At 71.5% G+C, this 15,705-nt stretch carries 14 protein-coding genes; 7 read left to right on the top strand and 7 right to left on the bottom strand.

What is annotated here, in order from left to right; translation table 11 throughout:
* The first annotated feature begins 78 nt into the window (after positions 1–78).
* The 4 genes from ACFZBP_RS19345 (at position 79) to ACFZBP_RS19330 (ending at position 4,973) form a co-directional block, all read left to right on the top strand.
* Positions 79–1,872: an ABC transporter transmembrane domain-containing protein gene (locus ACFZBP_RS19345; protein ID WP_383448643.1), complete on the top strand. Its 1,794-nt coding sequence runs from the start codon at positions 79–81 to the stop codon at positions 1,870–1,872.
* On the top strand, positions 1,869–3,656 hold the full coding sequence (locus ACFZBP_RS19340; RefSeq protein WP_391414532.1) for an ABC transporter transmembrane domain-containing protein: 1,788 nt from the start codon (positions 1,869–1,871) through the stop codon (positions 3,654–3,656). The genes ACFZBP_RS19345 and ACFZBP_RS19340 overlap by 4 nt, the downstream gene beginning before the upstream one ends.
* 462 nt (positions 3,657–4,118) lie before the next feature.
* Positions 4,119–4,589 carry a DUF5709 domain-containing protein gene (locus tag ACFZBP_RS19335; protein WP_383448639.1) on the top strand — a complete coding sequence of 157 codons (471 nt, stop codon included), beginning with the start codon at positions 4,119–4,121 and terminating at the stop codon, positions 4,587–4,589.
* Positions 4,590–4,712: 123 nt separating this feature from the next.
* Positions 4,713–4,973: a type B 50S ribosomal protein L31 gene (locus ACFZBP_RS19330; protein ID WP_383448637.1), complete on the top strand. Its 261-nt coding sequence runs from the start codon at positions 4,713–4,715 to the stop codon at positions 4,971–4,973.
* Positions 4,974–5,182: 209 nt separating this feature from the next.
* On the opposite strand, the gene ACFZBP_RS19325 is transcribed toward ACFZBP_RS19330, so the two are convergent.
* Positions 5,183–5,977: a metal-dependent hydrolase gene (locus tag ACFZBP_RS19325; protein ID WP_383448635.1), complete on the bottom strand. Its 795-nt coding sequence runs from the start codon at positions 5,975–5,977 to the stop codon at positions 5,183–5,185.
* Positions 5,978–6,122: 145 nt separating this feature from the next.
* Between ACFZBP_RS19325 and ACFZBP_RS19320 the strand changes: the two genes are divergently transcribed.
* Together ACFZBP_RS19320 and ACFZBP_RS19315 are read left to right on the top strand one after the other, a co-directional pair.
* Positions 6,123–8,636, top strand: a complete 2,514-nt coding sequence (locus tag ACFZBP_RS19320) for a DUF3516 domain-containing protein (protein WP_383448633.1) — start codon at positions 6,123–6,125, stop codon at positions 8,634–8,636.
* 28 nt (positions 8,637–8,664) lie between these two features.
* Complete coding sequence (locus ACFZBP_RS19315; protein ID WP_391414528.1) at positions 8,665–9,534, top strand: acyl-CoA thioesterase domain-containing protein; 870 nt, start codon at positions 8,665–8,667, stop codon at positions 9,532–9,534.
* On the opposite strand, the gene ACFZBP_RS19310 is transcribed toward ACFZBP_RS19315, so the two are convergent.
* Together ACFZBP_RS19310 and ACFZBP_RS19305 are read right to left on the bottom strand one after the other, a co-directional pair.
* The gene (locus tag ACFZBP_RS19310) at positions 9,521–10,447 is read right to left on the bottom strand and encodes a DUF6397 family protein (RefSeq protein WP_391414526.1); all 927 of its coding nucleotides are present in this window, start codon (positions 10,445–10,447) and stop codon (positions 9,521–9,523) included. The genes ACFZBP_RS19315 and ACFZBP_RS19310 overlap by 14 nt on opposite strands.
* A gap of 126 nt (positions 10,448–10,573) precedes the next feature.
* Complete coding sequence (locus ACFZBP_RS19305; RefSeq protein WP_391414524.1) at positions 10,574–10,987, bottom strand: roadblock/LC7 domain-containing protein; 414 nt, start codon at positions 10,985–10,987, stop codon at positions 10,574–10,576.
* Between the two features lie 96 nt (positions 10,988–11,083).
* On the opposite strand from ACFZBP_RS19305, the gene ACFZBP_RS19300 reads away from it, so the two are divergent.
* On the top strand, positions 11,084–11,512 hold the full coding sequence (locus ACFZBP_RS19300) for a PPOX class F420-dependent oxidoreductase (protein ID WP_383448627.1): 429 nt from the start codon (positions 11,084–11,086) through the stop codon (positions 11,510–11,512).
* A 19-nt stretch (positions 11,513–11,531) separates the two neighbouring features.
* Here the strand turns inward: ACFZBP_RS19300 and ACFZBP_RS19295 are convergent, their stop codons facing one another.
* The 4 genes from ACFZBP_RS19295 to ACFZBP_RS19280 all read right to left on the bottom strand — a co-directional run bounded on the left by ACFZBP_RS19295 (position 11,532) and on the right by ACFZBP_RS19280 (position 15,682).
* Positions 11,532–12,137 carry an ATP/GTP-binding protein gene (locus ACFZBP_RS19295; protein ID WP_234763347.1) on the bottom strand — a complete coding sequence of 202 codons (606 nt, stop codon included), beginning with the start codon at positions 12,135–12,137 and terminating at the stop codon, positions 11,532–11,534.
* 119 nt (positions 12,138–12,256) lie between these two features.
* Positions 12,257–12,670 carry a DUF742 domain-containing protein gene (locus ACFZBP_RS19290; RefSeq protein WP_391414521.1) on the bottom strand — a complete coding sequence of 138 codons (414 nt, stop codon included), beginning with the start codon at positions 12,668–12,670 and terminating at the stop codon, positions 12,257–12,259.
* 22 nt (positions 12,671–12,692) lie between these two features.
* Complete coding sequence (locus ACFZBP_RS19285) at positions 12,693–13,166, bottom strand: roadblock/LC7 domain-containing protein (protein WP_383448623.1); 474 nt, start codon at positions 13,164–13,166, stop codon at positions 12,693–12,695.
* On the bottom strand, positions 13,163–15,682 hold the full coding sequence (locus tag ACFZBP_RS19280) for a nitrate- and nitrite sensing domain-containing protein (protein ID WP_391414519.1): 2,520 nt from the start codon (positions 15,680–15,682) through the stop codon (positions 13,163–13,165). Before ACFZBP_RS19280 ends, ACFZBP_RS19285 begins: the two co-directional genes overlap by 4 nt.
* Between the last annotated feature and the right edge of the window lie 23 nt (positions 15,683–15,705).

Raw genomic sequence — 15,705 nt, 5'->3', positions numbered from 1 at the left:
CCGTTCCGCTCACCGGTACCCGACTCACACCCCGTTCCCCTCCCTGATCCCCCCACTGACACGAGCCACTGGGACGTCATGCAGATTCAAGACCTTCCGTATCCCGATCCAGGTGTGCCGGACGCACGCTCGGGTCCCCGATTCCTGTGGTGGCTCTTCAGGAACCAGGCGGGCGGACAGCTCAAGGCCCTGGCCTGGGGGCTGCTGCACTTCCTGTCCGTCTCCGCGCTGCCGTTCTGCGTCGGCGTCGCCGTGCAGGCCGTCGTCGACCGTTCCGGTGGGCAACTCGCCCTCGCGGGCGGGCTCCTGCTCCTGTGCTGCGCCGGGAACGCGCTCGGCGAGACCTTCCTCCACCGCACCGCCGTCACCAACTGGATCACGGCCGCCGCCCGCGTCCAGCAGGTACTGGCCCGCAAGGCCTCCCAGTTGGGCTCGGCGCTGACCCGGCGGGTGGCGGCCGGTGAGGTCGTGGCCGTCTCCACGGGTGACGTCGAGAAGATCGGCTGGTTCGTCGAGGCCTGGTCACGGTTCACCGCGGCGGCGCTCACCCTGGTGGTCGTCTGTGTCGGCCTGGTCGTCTACCAGCCCGCGCTCGGTGTGATCGTCGCCGTCGGACTGCCCGTACTGGCGGTCGCCGTGCTGCCCCTGCTGCCCCCGGCGACCCGACGGGCCGACCTCCAGCGCGAGAAGGCGGGCCGCGCCACCGAACTGGCCTCCGACACCGTCGCCGGACTGCGCGTACTGCGCGGCATCGGCGGCGAGGAACTCTTCCTCGACCGCTACCGCCGCGCCTCCCAGGAGGTACGCCACGCCGCCGTACGCAGCGCCCGGATGTGGTCCCTGATCTCGGCGATCCAGGTCCTGCTGCCGGGCCTGCTGCTGATCGCGGTCGTCTGGTACGGCGTCCATCTGGCCCGCCAGGGCCGCGTCACCGTCGGCGAACTGGTCACCGTCTACAGCTCGATCATGATCCTCACCTATCCGCTCCGGCACTTCGAGGAGATCGCGATGGCGTACTCCTTCTCCCGGCCCTCGGCGCGCCGAGCCGCGCGCGTGCTGTCGCTGGAGCGCGCCACCGACACCACCGGGACGCGCGACGGGTCCGAGCTGCCCGCCGGAGACCTGTACGACCCGGCCACGGGTCTGCTCGCTCCCGCCGGCCGGCTCACCGCCGTGGTCTGCGGCGACCCGGACGCGGCGGGACGGCTGGCCGAACGGCTGGGCGGACACCCCTCGGACGACGGCACCACCTCGGTCCTCCTCGGCGGCGTCCCGCTCGACGAGCTGCCGCTCGACGACGCCCGTACGGCCGTCCTCGTGCAGGACAAGGACCCGGTGCTCCTCTCCGGCACCCTGCGTGAACTGCTGGACGTGCCCAGGTCCGGCGACGTCGGTGCCGAGGAGGCGCTGGCGGCCGCCCAGTGCGCGGACGTCCTGGCCGCGCTGGCCCAGGGGTCGCTCGACGCCGACGACCCCATGGACGCCCGCATCACCGAACGCGGCCGGTCCCTGTCCGGCGGCCAGCGCCAGCGCCTCGCGCTCGCGCGCTCGCTGATCACGGACCCGGAGGTGCTCGTCCTGGACGAGCCGACCTCTGCCGTCGACTCGCACACCGAGGCCCGGATCGCCGAGGGAGTGCGGGACCTGCGGGCGGGGCGCACGACGGTCGTGTTCACCTCGTCGCCCCTGCTCCTGGACCGGGCCGACCGGGTCGTGCTCGTCCATGAGGGCGAGGTCGCGGCGGTCGGGGTGCACCGCGACCTGGTCCACGCCGAGCCGCGGTACCGGGCCGTGGTGACCCGGGAGACCGACGACGAGGCGGCCCTCGACCACGGCTTCAAGGAACTGCAAGAGATCGAGGAGTCAGCATGATCGGCGTCGCACCACCGGCGTACGACCCGGCGGCCCCGACGACGGCGAACACCCTGCCGGTCGGCGCCCCCACGACCGTACGCGGCTATGTGGTCGAGCTGTTTAGTCGACACCGCCGCGCCTTCCTCCTCCTCGTCACCGTCAACACGGTCGCCGTGGTGGCCTCGATGGCGGGGCCCTGGCTGCTGGGCGGCCTGGTGGAACGGGTGTCGGACGGCGCCGGCGACCAGGACATCCACCTGGAACTCACCGTCGGACTGTTCGTGGCCGCTCTCGTCGTCCAGGCCGTGTTCGTGCGCCAGGTCCGGCTGCGCGGCGCGATGCTCGGCGAGCGGATGCTGGCCGATCTGCGCGAGGACTTCCTCGTCCGCTCGGTCGGCCTGCCGCCGGGCGTCCTGGAGCGGGCCGGGACCGGTGACCTGCTGTCCCGGATCACGACGGACATCGACCGGCTGGGCAACGCGATGCGCGAGGCGGTGCCCCAGCTGGCGATCGGTGTGGTCTGGGTGATCCTGCTGCTGGGCGGGCTCGTCGTCACCGCGCCGCCGCTGGCCGCCGCCGTGCTGCTCGCCGTGCCGCCGCTGGTGATCGGCTGCCGCTGGTACTTCAAGCGGGCGCCGTCCGCCTACCGCTCGGAGGCCGCCGGGTACGCCGCCGTGGCCGCCGCGCTCGCCGAGACCGTGGACGCCGGGCACACCGTCGAGGCCCACCGCCTCGGTGTGCGCCGCGTCGAACTGTCGGAGCGGCGGATCAAGGAGTGGACGGCCTGGGAGCGCTACACGCTCTGGCTGCGGTCGGTGCTCTTCCCGTTCATCAACGTCACCCACGTGATGATCCTCGCCTCGGTCCTGATGGTCGGCGGTGTGTTCGTCCTCCAGGGCTGGATCGGGGTCGGTCAGCTGACGACCGGTGCGCTCATCGCGCAGATGCTGGTCGACCCGGTGGGGCTGATCCTGCGCTGGTACGACGAGCTCCAGGTGGCCCAGGTGTCGCTGGCCCGGCTGGTCGGCGTCCGGGACATCGAGCCGGACGCCGGGGACGCCCGGCTGGCGCCCGACGGCCGCGACGTGCACGCCGAGCAGGTGCGCTTCGGCTACCTGGAGGGCGTGGACGTGCTGCGCACGGTCTCCCTGGAGGTCGCCCCCGGCACCCGCCTGGCGCTGGTCGGCCCCTCGGGTGCCGGCAAATCGACCCTGGGCAGGCTGCTGGCCGGCATCTACGCGCCCAGGGACGGCCGGATCACGCTCGGCGGTGCCGAACTGTCCCGGATGACCGCCGAACGGGTCCGCTCCCACGTGGCCCTGGTCAACCAGGAGCACCACGTCTTCGTGGGCTCCCTGCGCGACAACCTCCTGCTGGCCCGCACCGACGCGACCGACGCGGAGCTGTGGGCGGCGCTGGGCGCGGTCGACGCGGACGACTGGGCCCGCGCGCTCGACGACAGCCTGGACACCGAGGTCGGCTCGGGTGGGTTCGCCCTCACCCCGGCCCAGGCCCAGCAGATCGCGCTGGCCCGCCTGGTCCTGGCCGACCCGCACACGCTGGTCCTGGACGAGGCGACCTCGCTCCTCGACCCCCGCGCGGCCCGCCACCTGGAACGCTCCCTGGCCCGTGTCCTTGACGGCCGCACCGTCGTCGCCATCGCCCACCGCCTCCACACCGCCCACGACGCCGACGTCATCGCCGTCGTCGAGAACGGCCGGATCAGCGAACTGGGCAGCCACGACGAGCTGGTCAGGGCGGACGGGGCGTACGCGGCGCTGTGGCGGTCGTGGCACGGGTGAGCGGAGCCGGCGGGGCGGTCGGCCGGGGGCGCCGGGGGGCTCGGCCGACCGCACGTTAAGTGCCGTCGGGGAGGTCCGGGGCTCTCCCGGACCGGGGGCGCATTCGGGGCCGTGGGGTGAGGTCTCTGTCAGTTCCGGTAACCGGCTGAGGCAGCGGGCGGGACGCCCCGGATGCGGGGACGGGTCCGTTTCCGCCGGAGGCACGGTCGTCCCGAGGGGGCGTGCCCCCGGCTCCCGGCGCGGAGAACCCGATGCCTCGCCACCGCCCCCTGCTGTCGTACCGGAGAGCACCCGTGCCGTTGCGCAGGGGCGAAAAGGGGTGGAAGGCTGGATAGCGGCACCGGTTCGGGGAGCACCCGGGAGCCACGCGGTTCGCGCCGGGTGCGGCCTGTGCCCCGCGCCGTGGCGGCCCGCCGCCGACCGCGGTGAGTTCGGGTCCGTCCCCACCACCTGGAGGTACCCGTGAACAGCGCCGACGGATGGGGTGACGACGTCTACCAGCCCGACGCATCCGATCAACGTGAGGACACCGGGCTGCTCGACGGGGAGGACACCCTGGAGAACGACGGCGTCGACGACCCGTTGGACCGGGGCTGGTCCCCTCCGGACAGACCGCTAGCGGTGGAGCACACCGGTGTCACGGCCGCCGAGCGCCATCAGGGCGAGACCCTCGACCAGCGCCTCGCCGAGGAGCAGCCCGACCTCGTCGCCCCGGACGGCGACGGCCTGGGCGACGCCGACGGCACCGACGGGGAACTCCTCGACAACGAGGTCGGCGCCCTGCGCTCCGGCCGTCTCGTGGCCCCCGACGAAGGCGCCCACGAGGACGAGGAGAGCGCCCTCGTCGCGACGGACGTGGGCATCGACGGTGCTGCGGCGTCCGCTGAGGAGGCCGCCATGCACATCGTCGACGAGGACGCCCTTTACGGCTGACCGTCGCGGTACCGGCACGGCTGATCCCCGCAGCCCCCGTGCCGCAGCCCCCGCGCCTCCGGCGCCCTGCCGTCGGCCTCTGCCGAGGGCCGCCATCGAGGCCACCGCACCCGAGGAGCTCGCATGCAGCAGGACAAGCACCCCGACTACCACGCGGTCGTCTTCCGCGACCGCGCCGCCGGCTACGCCTTCCTGACCCGGTCCACCGCGGCCAGCGACCAGACCATCGAGTGGGACGACGGCGAGACCTACCCGGTCGTGGACGTCGAGATCTCCTCGGAGAGCCACCCCTTCTACACAGGCAAGGCCCGCACGGTGGACTCCGAGGGCCGCGTCGCGGCCTTCGAACGGCGCTACGGCGGCGGGGCGGGACAGGGCGGCTGATCCGCGGACCGGACCAGGGCCCGTTGGCCCCGCCCGCCCGCGCGGCGCGACGCGCAGATGACCGGCGTGCGGCTCACGGGAGTGCGGCGCGGGGACGTGCGGCTCACGGGCGTGAGGACGGGTCTGTCGATCACGGCCGTGAGGATCATGGTCCTGAGGATCATGGGGGCAGGTATCCCTCCCGCGTCGGTATGGCGGCCCCCACCCGCTCAGATCACGTTGAGCGCCGCGGCGCAGCCCACTCCGCCCAGCACCATGAACACCGGCATCAGCACCTTGAGCTCGACCCAGCTGCCCGCCCGGAACCGCATGGCCTTGGGCGGCCCCAGCGGATACCAGCGCTTGCGGCCCACCGGGATCGGCCACAGGATCGGGCAGCCGGACACCGTGAGCGCGTCCCCGATGTCGTGCACCAACGCACCCAGCACGATCGGCAGCCCCAGCCACAGATACTCCTGGCCCGGCGCCGTGAACAGCCAGTCCGAACCGTTGCCCGGCTTGTCCAGGACTCCGGCCAGGATCCACGAGCTGGTCGCGGCGAGCAGCCACACCAGGACATCCGCACTGGCGCCTCGCGTCGCCCGCCACAGCAGGCCCTCGATGGCCAGCACCAGGTGGGCGAAGAGGATCGCCAGCACCGCCCAGCGGCCACCGGTGATCGCCAGGACGGAGGCGCCCCCGCCGATCATGACCGCCCACACCCAGGTGTGCGTGAGCGTGCGGTGCCCACCGGAACGACGCGGGTCGCCCTGCTTCTTCGTCGCCTTGTAGACGGCGTACGACAGCTTGTCGACGATCTCGCACAGCCAGCGCGACAACGGTCCGAAGGCGCGCGAGATGGTGGCCGCCTTGTGATCGAGGTCCGGGGCGAGAGCGGCCCCGGCGCAGATCAGCGCTCCGGCGAGGAGGACCGGCCAGGGCATTGCGTGCCCGGCAGCGGCGGCCGCCGCTCCGACGCCGAGCCAGGCCGCAGCGCCCGACAGTGAGTGTGCTGGTCCCATCATCGCCGTTGCCCGCCCCATTCCTCGTGTGCCGCTGTCCAGTTGACCGGGTTCGCTGACGTGTAGTCGGCGACACAGCGTAGCGTTCGCGATCTTCGTGCTCGCAGCCGATTCCCCTGTGAGGGAGGAGGGCAGGCAAGATGGGTGGGTGACCCTCATCGATCAGCTGCCGCCGACCGCCGACCCCGACGCCCTCTACGAAGCCTTCGAGTCGTGGGCCGAGGAGCGCGGTCTGACTCTCTACCCCCACCAGGAGGAGGCGCTGATCGAGGCGGTTTCCGGCGCGAACGTGATCGTGTCGACGCCGACCGGCTCCGGCAAGAGCATGATCGCCGCGGGTGCCCACTTCGCCGCGCTGGCCCGGGACGAGGTCACTTTCTACACCGCTCCGATCAAGGCGCTGGTCTCGGAGAAGTTCTTCGAGCTGTGCAAGATCTTCGGCACCGAGAACGTCGGCATGCTGACCGGTGACGCGTCCGTCAACGCCGACGCCCCCGTCATCTGCTGTACCGCCGAGGTGCTGGCGTCGATCGCGCTGCGCGACGGCAAGGACGCCGACGTCGGCCAGGTCGTCATGGACGAGTTCCACTTCTACGCGGAGGGGGACCGGGGCTGGGCCTGGCAGATCCCGATCCTGGAGCTGCCGCAGGCGCAGTTCATCCTGATGTCGGCCACGCTCGGCGATGTCTCGATGTTCGAGGAGGACCTCACTCGGCGCACCGGGCGCCCGACGGCGGTGGTCCGCTCGGCCACCCGCCCCGTGCCGCTGTCCTACGAGTACAAACTCACCCCGCTCACGGAGACACTGACCGAGCTGCTGGAGACCAAGCAGGCGCCGGTCTATATCGTGCACTTCACGCAGGCGCAGGCCGTGGAGCGGGCGCAGGCGCTGATGAGCATCAACATGTGCTCGCGCGAGGAGAAGGACCAGATCGCCGAGCTGATCGGCAACTTCCGCTTCACCACCAAGTTCGGCCGCAACCTCTCCCGTTACGTGCGGCACGGCATCGGTGTCCATCACGCCGGCATGCTGCCGAAGTACCGGCGCCTGGTGGAGAAGCTCGCGCAGGCCGGTCTGCTGAAGGTCATTTGCGGCACGGACACGCTGGGTGTGGGCGTCAACGTCCCCATCCGCACGGTGCTGTTCACCGCGCTGACCAAGTACGACGGCAGCCGCGTCCGTACGCTGCGCGCCCGCGAGTTCCACCAGATCGCCGGCCGCGCGGGCCGGGCGGGCTTCGACACGGCGGGTTTCGTCGTCGCCCAGGCGCCCGAGCACGTCATCGAGAACGAGAAGGCGCTCGCCAAGGCCGGCGACGATCCGAAGAAGCGTCGCAAGGTCGTCCGCAAGAAGGCACCCGAGGGCTTCGTCGCCTGGACGGAGAACACCTTCGAGAAGCTCATCGCCTCCGAACCGGAGCCGTTGACCTCCCGTTTCCGGGTGACACACACCATGCTGCTGTCGGTGATCGCCCGTCCCGGCAACGCGTTCGAGGCGATGCGTCACCTGCTGGAGGACAACCACGAGCCGCGCAAGCAGCAGCTGCGGCACATCCGGCGCGCGATCGCCATCTACCGTTCGCTGCTGGACGGCGGCATCGTCGAGAAGCTGGACGAGCCGGACGCCACGGGCCGCATCGTCCGTCTCACCGTCGACCTCCAGCAGGACTTCGCGCTCAACCAGCCGCTGTCGACCTTCGCGCTGGCCGCGTTCGAACTGCTGGACCCGGAGTCGCCGTCCTACGCCCTGGACATGGTGTCCGTCGTCGAGTCCACCCTGGACGACCCGCGGCAGATCCTCGTCGCCCAGCTCAACAAGGCGAAGGGCGAGGCCGTCGCCGCCATGAAGGCGGACGGCGTCGAGTACGAGGAGCGCATGGAGCGCCTCCAGGACGTCACCTACCCGAAGCCCCTGGAGGAGCTGCTCTTCCACGCGTACAACACGTACCGCAAGAGCCACCCCTGGGTCGGTGACCATCCGCTGTCGCCGAAGTCCGTCATCCGGGACATGTACGAACGGGCGCTGTCCTTCACGGAGTTGGTGTCGTTCTACGAACTGGCCCGTACCGAGGGCATCGTGCTGCGCTATCTCGCCAGCGCCTACAAGACCCTCGACCACAACATCCCGGACGACCTCAAGTCCGAGGACCTCCAGGACCTGATCGAGTGGCTCGGCGAGATGGTGCGCCAGGTCGACTCCAGTCTGCTCGACGAGTGGGAGCAGCTCGCCAACCCGGAGGAGATGACCGCCGAGGAGGCCCAGGAGAAGGCCGACGAGGTCAAGCCCGTCACCACGAACGCGCGTGCCTTCCGCGTCCTCGTCCGCAACGCCATGTTCCGCCGTGTCGAACTCGCCGCTCTCGACCAGGTCGAGGAGCTCGGCGAGATGGACGCCGAGGCCGGCTGGGACGCCGATGCCTGGGGCGAGGCGATGGACAAGTACTGGGACGAGTACGAGGACCTCGGCACCGGCCCCGACGCCCGTGGCCCGAAGCTGCTGGTGATCGAGGAGGAGCCCGCGAACCGGCTGTGGCGGGTCCGGCAGATCTTCGACGACCCGAGCGGGGACCATGACTGGGGCATCAGCGCGGAGGTCGACCTCACCGCCTCCGACGCGGAGGGCCGCGCCGTGGTCCGCGTCACCGACGTGGGCCAGCTGTGAGCGCTGTGAGCACAGGAGAATCTCACCCATGACGACGAACCCGGCCGAGAGGCTCGTCGACCTGCTCGACCTGGAGCAGATCGAGGTCAACATCTTCCGTGGCCGCAGCCCGCAGGAGTCCCTGCAGCGGGTCTTCGGCGGGCAGGTGGCGGGCCAGGCGCTGGTCGCCGCCGCGCGCACCACCGACGGCGACCGCCCTGTGCACTCGCTGCACGCGTACTTCCTGCGCCCGGGACGGCCGGGGGTGTCGATCGTGTACCAGGTCGAACGGGTGCGGGACGGCAGGTCGTTCACGACCCGTCGGGTCACCGCGGTGCAGCAGGGCCGCACGATCTTCAATCTCACCGCCTCCTTTCACAAGCCTGAACAGGGGAGCTTCGAGCATCAGCTGCCTCCGGCCCGCAAGGTCCCGGACCCGGAGTCGCTGCCGACGGTCACCGACGAGATCCGGGAGCATCTGGGCACGCTGCCGGAGCAGTTGGAGCGGATGGCCCGGCGTCAGCCCTTCGACATCCGCTATGTCGACCGGCTGCGCTGGACCGAGGAGGAGGTCAAGGACGCCGAACCGCGCAGCGCGGTGTGGATGCGCGCGGTCGGGCCGCTGGGCGACGACCCGGTCGTGCACACCTGCGCGCTGACCTACGCCAGCGACATGACCCTCCTGGACGCGGTCCGCATCCCCGTCGAACCGCTGTGGGGGCCGCGCAGCTTCGACATCGCGTCGCTGGACCACGCCATGTGGTTCCACCGGCCCTTCCGCGCGGACGAGTGGTTCCTGTACGACCAGGAGTCACCGATCGCTACCGGCGGACGTGGCCTCGCCCGTGGGCGTATCTACGACCTGGAGGGACGACTTCTGGTGTCCGTCGTCCAGGAGGGGCTGTTCAGGTCGTTGTAGCCCGGCGGCCTCCGCGACGGAACCGGCTCAGCAGACCGCGTGGCGGTTGTGGCACCTCGGGCCGTCCCGGCTGCTGGGGCCGCGGCAATCCCACGTGCGCCGGATGCGTGGACACCGGGGCCCGTTTCACCGTGGGCCGCGGCGCGGGTCGCCTCTCGCGTGCCTCCGCTAAGACGGACGCCAGGTCAGCCCGCAGCAGGCTGATCTCGTCCGGGTCGTCCGCCGTCATGATCCGCTCGGCGATCAGCGACGCGGGCGAGCCCGGCGCACCGGAGGCCGGTGGCCCTGGCCGGAAGCGGTTCAGATGGGCCCGCTCATAGGGGTCGGGGACGATCTCCGCGACCTGGACGGGATCGAGGAACGCGGCCACGGCGCCGGCGCTCTCCCATGGGTCCTCGGCCAGTCGCAGCAGGAATCCCCGATGGCGTCCACGCCAGTTGCGCGGACGCAGGTCCACTCCCGCGCCCAGCAGACCGCGCGGGCCCTCGGGCATACGGCGGGCGTGCAGAAGAGGGGTGTTCTTGTCGTCGACGGCGAACTGCTTCAGCTCTTCGGCGAGATACAGCCAGACCACGGCCCGGTAGCGGTTGAGGTACCACTGCACCGGCACCACCAGCCCCAGGCGTGCGAGACGCGTGAACCTGCCGGACGGCACGCCCATGACGTCCGCACCCTCTGTCGTGCCCACCACCCGCACGCGATGCTGCAACGACTCGGGATATCCCTCCCCCGCACGCACACGCTCGATCTCGGCCCGTGGGACGCGCCTGCCTCCGCCTCCTTCGTCCGGCACGGTCCGGATGAGGCCGAGTTGGACGGCGAGGTCCAACTCGCCTCGCTTCAGGCCCAGTTCCCGGGCCGCGCGGCTCGGCGTGAAGGAGAGGCGGTGCGGTGTGGTGATGGTGTCGGGCATGGTCGGTCTCCCCCGTGGAAGTCAGTGCTCACGCTCTGTGCGTTCGCCGTGACAGAACCGTAGCCGCTCCGCCGGATCTTGCGGCGGGCCTGTGGATAACTCCACGGAGGATGACGAACCAGCAGGTCAGGGCTCTGTGACCGATTTCCGTTCGGGCTGCCGGGCGTCCACGTCGAGGTGCTCACCGACCCGGTTGACGAGCAGGGTCATCTCGTAGGCGATCTGGCCGATGTCGGCTTCCGCCGCGCTGAGCACGCACAGACAGCTGCCGGTCCCCGCCGCGGTGACGAACAGCACCGCGTCGTCGAACTCGACCATCGTCTGGCGGACTCTCCCTGCCCCGAAGTGCCGCCCGGAGCCCTTGGCCAGGCTGTGCAGTCCGGACGAGACGGCGGCGAGGTGCTCCGCGTCCTCGCGTCGCAGTCCCGTGCTCGCGCCCGTCACCAGTCCGTCGTTGGACAGCACCAACGCATGTCGCACATGATCGACGCGCTCTGTCAGGTCGTCCAGGAGCCAGCCGAGTCCCTGGTTCTGCGCCATGATCCGGTCTCCCCGTGTAGATGTCTCCCCCTGCGCCGGAGGAGCTCTTCGCCACCCTCCCCGACGATCCGGCCCACGGGCAAGGAGGATGGGGGCATGGCGCAGAAGATGACCGATGAGGAATGGCGGGCGTTCGTCTCGCAGGGCACCCGCACCGCGAAGCTGTCGACCGTGCGGGCCGACGGCAGTCCCCATGTGACGCCCATCTGGTTCGTGCTGGACGGGGACGACCTGGTGTTCAACACCGGCAGGTCGAGTGTGAAGGGACGCAATCTGGCCCGGGACGGCCGGGTGGCGTTGTGCGTGGACGAAGACCGGCCGCCGTACGACTTCGTGGTGCTGCGGGGCCGGGCCGTGATCTCGGAGGATCTCGATGAGTTGCGGCGCTGGGCCGGGCGCATCGGGGCGCGTTACATGGGCGAGGAGCGCGCGGAGGAGTTCGGGGCGCGCAACGGTGTGCCGGGGGAACTCCTCGTCCGCGTCACGATCGACAAGGTGCTGGCGGAGAAGGGCGTCGCCAACTGACCGCGGGCCGAAACGCCGGTCAGCCGACGGAGTCCAGCAGCCGGGCGGTGTGCATCCGCCCGGCGTACTCGACGAGCCGGATCAGCACCTCCTTGCCCGAGTCGCGGTCCCGGGCGTCGCACAGCACGACCGGGGTCCCCTGGTCGAGGTCGAGGGCGCGCGAGACGTCCTGGGCGCCGTACGTCCGTGCTCCCGCGAAGCAGTTGACGGCCACGACGAACGGGATGTGGCGGTGTTCGAAGTAGTCCACCGCCGGGAAGCAGTCCTCCAGACGCCGGGTGTCGGCGAGGACCACGGCGCCCAGCGCTCCCTGCGACAGCTCGTCCCACAGGAACCAGAACCGGTCCTGGCCGGGGGTGCCGAAGAGGTACAGGGACAGACCGGAGCGGATGGTGATGCGCCCGAAGTCCATGGCGACCGTGGTGGTGACCTTCTGGTCCACGCCGTCGGTGTCGTCCACCGACTGCCCGGCTTCGCTGAGCAGTTCCTCGGTGCGCAGCGGCCTGATCTCGCTGACCGCGCCCACCAACGTGGTCTTGCCGACGCCGAATCCGCCGGCGACAAGTATCTTCAACGCCAGCGCGGCGGTCTCGCCGTCTGAGGCGTCGGGGTGCTCGGAGACCATCGATCACTTCTCTCGGGAGTACCGGCATCGGTCGACGTCACGGTGCGAAGTCAGCATCATGACAACTGCGGCTCGCCTTCGTGGGCTTGGACCGCTTTTGGCTGGTTCTGAAAGGACGTCTACAGCGCCCGCAATCCTTCGATCACCTCACGCAGAATCCGTTCGTCGGGAAGCTGCGCGGGCGGTACCGGACGGCTGACGGTGACGCGGCCCCGCTCCAGGAGGTCGCCAAGGAGCACCCTGACGACCCCCACGGGCAGATCGGCGCCGGCGGCGAGTTCCGCGACCGACTGCGTCTCTGGTCGGCAGAGTTCGATGAGGGCCCGGTGTTCCGGTCCGAGCGCGGTGTCGTCGTCGGCTCCGGGTGCGGTGGCGTCAAGTGTGACCAGGGCGATCAGATCGAACCGGACCCCTGTGGGGCCGGGCCGGGTGCGTCCGCCCGTCATGGCGTAGGGGCGGACGAGGGGCCCGGCCTCGTTGTCGTACCACTGGCTGCCCGGCTCGCGCGGGGCGTCCGTCGTGTCCTCGGTCATCGGTGCGGACCGCCCTTCCGGTTCATCCCGCGGCGGGCGGGCGCGCGGCCGCGCGCGGGGGCGTGTAGAGGTGCTCGCCGACGCGCTTGACCAGCCGGGCCATCTCGTACGCCACCAGCCCGATGTCGGCGGTGACCGCGGTGAGGACGGCGAGGCAGGAGCCGTCGCCTGCGGCGGCCACGAACAGGAAGGCGTCGTCCATCTCCACCATGGTCTGCCGCACACCGCCGGCGCCGAAGTGCCGGCCCGCGCCCTTGGCCAGGCTGTGGAAGCCGGAGGCTACGGCGGCGAGGTGCTCGGCGTCCTCGCGGCGCAGGTCCGTAGAGGCGCCCACGGCGAGGCCGTCGTTGGACAGCACCACGGCGTGCCGTACCTCGCTCACCCGCAGGACCAGGTCGTCCAGCAGCCAGTCGAGTTCACCGGACCTCCCCCACTCCCGGCTCCGCTCGCCCGGGGGGACCCCCACGCCGGGCCTCATGCTCGGATCCTGGATCATGCGAGGTCTCCTTCGCTGCCGTCGCTGTGCTCTGCGGAATCGGGTGCGTCCCCGCGACCGGGCTGCCTGCCGCCGCCGCGTGCCCAGCCGTCGCGGTAGGCCGCCATGCGGTCCCTGACGAGTTCGGGGGTGCGCCGGTCGTCGTCGCGCGAGGTGGCCGCCGGTTGCTCGTCGTGATGTCCCTCGCGCAGTTGGGGCGCGAGACTCGCCTGGCGTACGCGGCGGGGGAGGTCGTCGGAGGCTTCGGAGTCGTCCGGGGGGCGATGCAGTCGCAAGGTGGTGACTCCGGGGGGTGGTGTGTCGGTCCGGGGCTCCGCCGCGCCCGGGGCGGAAGCCACCAGTGCGGGCCGGTCGGCGACCACGTGGACGGGCTCCTGGCGCCGGTCGGCGGCGGGCACGCGCGCGTACTCGCGTTCGGCGGACCCGTTGGCGTCCGCGTGCTGCTCGCGGGAACGTTCCGCCGTGGCGGTGTGCAGCAGTGCCGTGGGCAGCAGGACGACCGCGGTGGTACCGCCGTAGGGCGAGGCTCGCAGGTGCACCTTGATGCCGTGCCGGGAGGCGAGCCTGCTGACCACGAACAGTCCGAGCCGGTCGCTGTCGAACAGGTCGAGCGCCTCGGACTGTTCGATGCGCCGGTTGGCCTCGGTGAGCGTCTCCTTGCCCATGCCGAGGCCGCGGTCCTCGACCTCGACGGCGTAGCCGTTGCCGACGGGTTCGCCGGTGACGCGCACGCGTGTGTGGGGCGGTGAGAACTGGGCGGCGTTCTCGATGATCTCGGCGAGGAGGTGGGTGAGGTCGGCGACGGCCGCGCCGATGACGGACGCCTCGGGAAGCTGCCGTACCTCCACGCGCGCGTAGTCCTCGACTTCGGAGACGGCCGCGCGGACCACGTCGGTCAGGGATACCGCCATCCGCCAGGCCCTCCCGGGCGCCGCGCCGGAGAGGATGATCAGGCTCTCGGCGTGGCGTCGCATGCGGGTGGTGAGGTGGTCGAGCCGGAAGAGGTCGCTCAGTTCGTTCGGGTCGTCGGAGCGTCGCTCCATGCTGTCCAGCAGGCTCAGTTGGCGGTGCACGAGGACCTGGCTGCGGCGGGCGAGGTTGACGAAGACGCCGGAGATGCCGCTGGCGAGTTCGGCGCGCTCCACGGCGGCACGCAGGGCGGCGCGGTGGACGGTTCCCAGTGCCTCGCCGACCTGACCGGTCTCGTCCTCGGCGGGCGGCCCGGCCGGGGCCTCGGCCTCGACGTCGATCTCCTCACCGGCACGTAGTTTCCGCATGGCCTCGGGGAGTTTGCGCCGGGCGATCTCCAGGGCGCTGTTGCGCAGGCTCACCAACTCGACGACCAGGCCGCGGCCGATGCGTACGGAGATCACCAGCGAGGCGGCGACGGCGGCGAGGCCGAAGAGGACGGCGGCGCCGGCCGGGGTGAGCAGACCGCGGGTGAACGGGTCGGCGCGGTCCGCGACATCGCGCCCGGCGTCCTGCTCGACCGTCCGCATCGCGTCCTGCACGCGTGCGTGTGCCTGGCTCCAGGTGGCTTCTGGCGCGGCGTCGATCGCACGTGAGCCCGGTGCGGTGGCGAGGACCTTGTCCTCGACGGCGGCCACGGTCGCGTAGTCGCCGCCTGCGGCGAGGCTCTGCCAGGCCGCGCGTTCCGGGCCGCGCAGGTCGGCCACGGCTGACTCGGTGAGGGTACGGCGGGTGTCGACGGCCCCGGTGAACAGCCGCAGCCGCTCTCCGTCGAGGCGTCCGGCGAGGCGTGCGCTGTCCAGCACCACGTCCTCCTGGGCCAGCGCCTCGCCCGCGCGGGCGAACTCGAGCAGTACACGCGCGTCGGAGCCGAGTTCGGCGTCCTGGATGCCGGTGAGCGCGCCGCCCACCGAGAAGGCGCTCGCGATGGTCTTCGTGTACCGCCCGTACGCCTCGTCCCAGCCCGAGCGACGTTCGAGGACGGCGGTCCGTACGGTGCCCAGTTGCTCGGCGCCGGTGACGAAGGCCTCCAGCCGGCGGGCCACTCCGGCGGGCAGTTCCTCGCCGTCGGCGACTGTGTTGCGGTCGCCGAGCCGTAGCCGCGCCACGGCCTTGTCGGTGTCCGCCGCGAGCTTCTTGTAGTCGTCGCTCGGTCCTGCCGACGGGTCGGTCGCGTAGCGCACCGCGGCCTCGCGTTCGGCCTGGAGCGCGGCGACGGCGGCCGCGGCCGGAGACCTGATGCCGGTGTCCACGCGCTGCAACTGGCGCAGTCTGGAGACGTCCTGTGCGGTGCTGACGGTGGCGTAGGCCCACAGGGCCAGCAGCGAGACGACGGGCACCATCAGCAGGCAGACGATCTTGGCCCGGACGGTGCGCGGACGTACGCGCCAGCGCTCCGCGCGCGTGGGTGTCTCCTCCGGCGCCCCGCCCAGGGGCTCCTCGGGGCCTTCGTCGGCCGGCGGGCCGGCGTGGGCGCGGCGGCCTCGCACGGGGGGCTGGGACGGCGTCTGGGCGCCGACTGCGGTGGTCCTACGGGGTGTACGCATGGCCTCCTCGCTCGGAAGTGGTT

The organism is Streptomyces sp. NPDC008086 (assembly GCF_042957325.1).
Classification (GTDB): domain Bacteria; phylum Actinomycetota; class Actinomycetes; order Streptomycetales; family Streptomycetaceae; genus Streptomyces.
The sequence above is the reverse complement of the archived record's forward strand: the minus strand, read 5'-3'. Positions and strand labels throughout refer to the sequence as shown.

What these genes read in the sequence shown, in the direction of transcription:
- ACFZBP_RS19345 (WP_383448643.1), top strand. Translation starts at nt 79, where the DNA reads ATGCAGATTCAAGACCTTCCGTATCCCGATCCAGGTGTGCCGGACGCA.
- ACFZBP_RS19340 (WP_391414532.1), top strand. Translation starts at nt 1,869, where the DNA reads ATGATCGGCGTCGCACCACCGGCGTACGACCCGGCGGCCCCGACGACG.
- ACFZBP_RS19330 (WP_383448637.1), top strand. Translation starts at nt 4,713, where the DNA reads ATGCAGCAGGACAAGCACCCCGACTACCACGCGGTCGTCTTCCGCGAC.
- ACFZBP_RS19325 (WP_383448635.1), bottom strand. Translation starts at nt 5,977, where the DNA reads ATGATGGGACCAGCACACTCACTGTCGGGCGCTGCGGCCTGGCTCGGC.
- ACFZBP_RS19315 (WP_391414528.1), top strand. Translation starts at nt 8,665, where the DNA reads ATGACGACGAACCCGGCCGAGAGGCTCGTCGACCTGCTCGACCTGGAG.
- ACFZBP_RS19310 (WP_391414526.1), bottom strand. Translation starts at nt 10,447, where the DNA reads ATGCCCGACACCATCACCACACCGCACCGCCTCTCCTTCACGCCGAGC.
- ACFZBP_RS19305 (WP_391414524.1), bottom strand. Translation starts at nt 10,987, where the DNA reads ATGGCGCAGAACCAGGGACTCGGCTGGCTCCTGGACGACCTGACAGAG.
- ACFZBP_RS19300 (WP_383448627.1), top strand. Translation starts at nt 11,084, where the DNA reads ATGGCGCAGAAGATGACCGATGAGGAATGGCGGGCGTTCGTCTCGCAG.
- ACFZBP_RS19295 (WP_234763347.1), bottom strand. Translation starts at nt 12,137, where the DNA reads ATGGTCTCCGAGCACCCCGACGCCTCAGACGGCGAGACCGCCGCGCTG.
- ACFZBP_RS19290 (WP_391414521.1), bottom strand. Translation starts at nt 12,670, where the DNA reads ATGACCGAGGACACGACGGACGCCCCGCGCGAGCCGGGCAGCCAGTGG.
- ACFZBP_RS19285 (WP_383448623.1), bottom strand. Translation starts at nt 13,166, where the DNA reads ATGATCCAGGATCCGAGCATGAGGCCCGGCGTGGGGGTCCCCCCGGGC.
- ACFZBP_RS19280 (WP_391414519.1), bottom strand. Translation starts at nt 15,682, where the DNA reads ATGCGTACACCCCGTAGGACCACCGCAGTCGGCGCCCAGACGCCGTCC.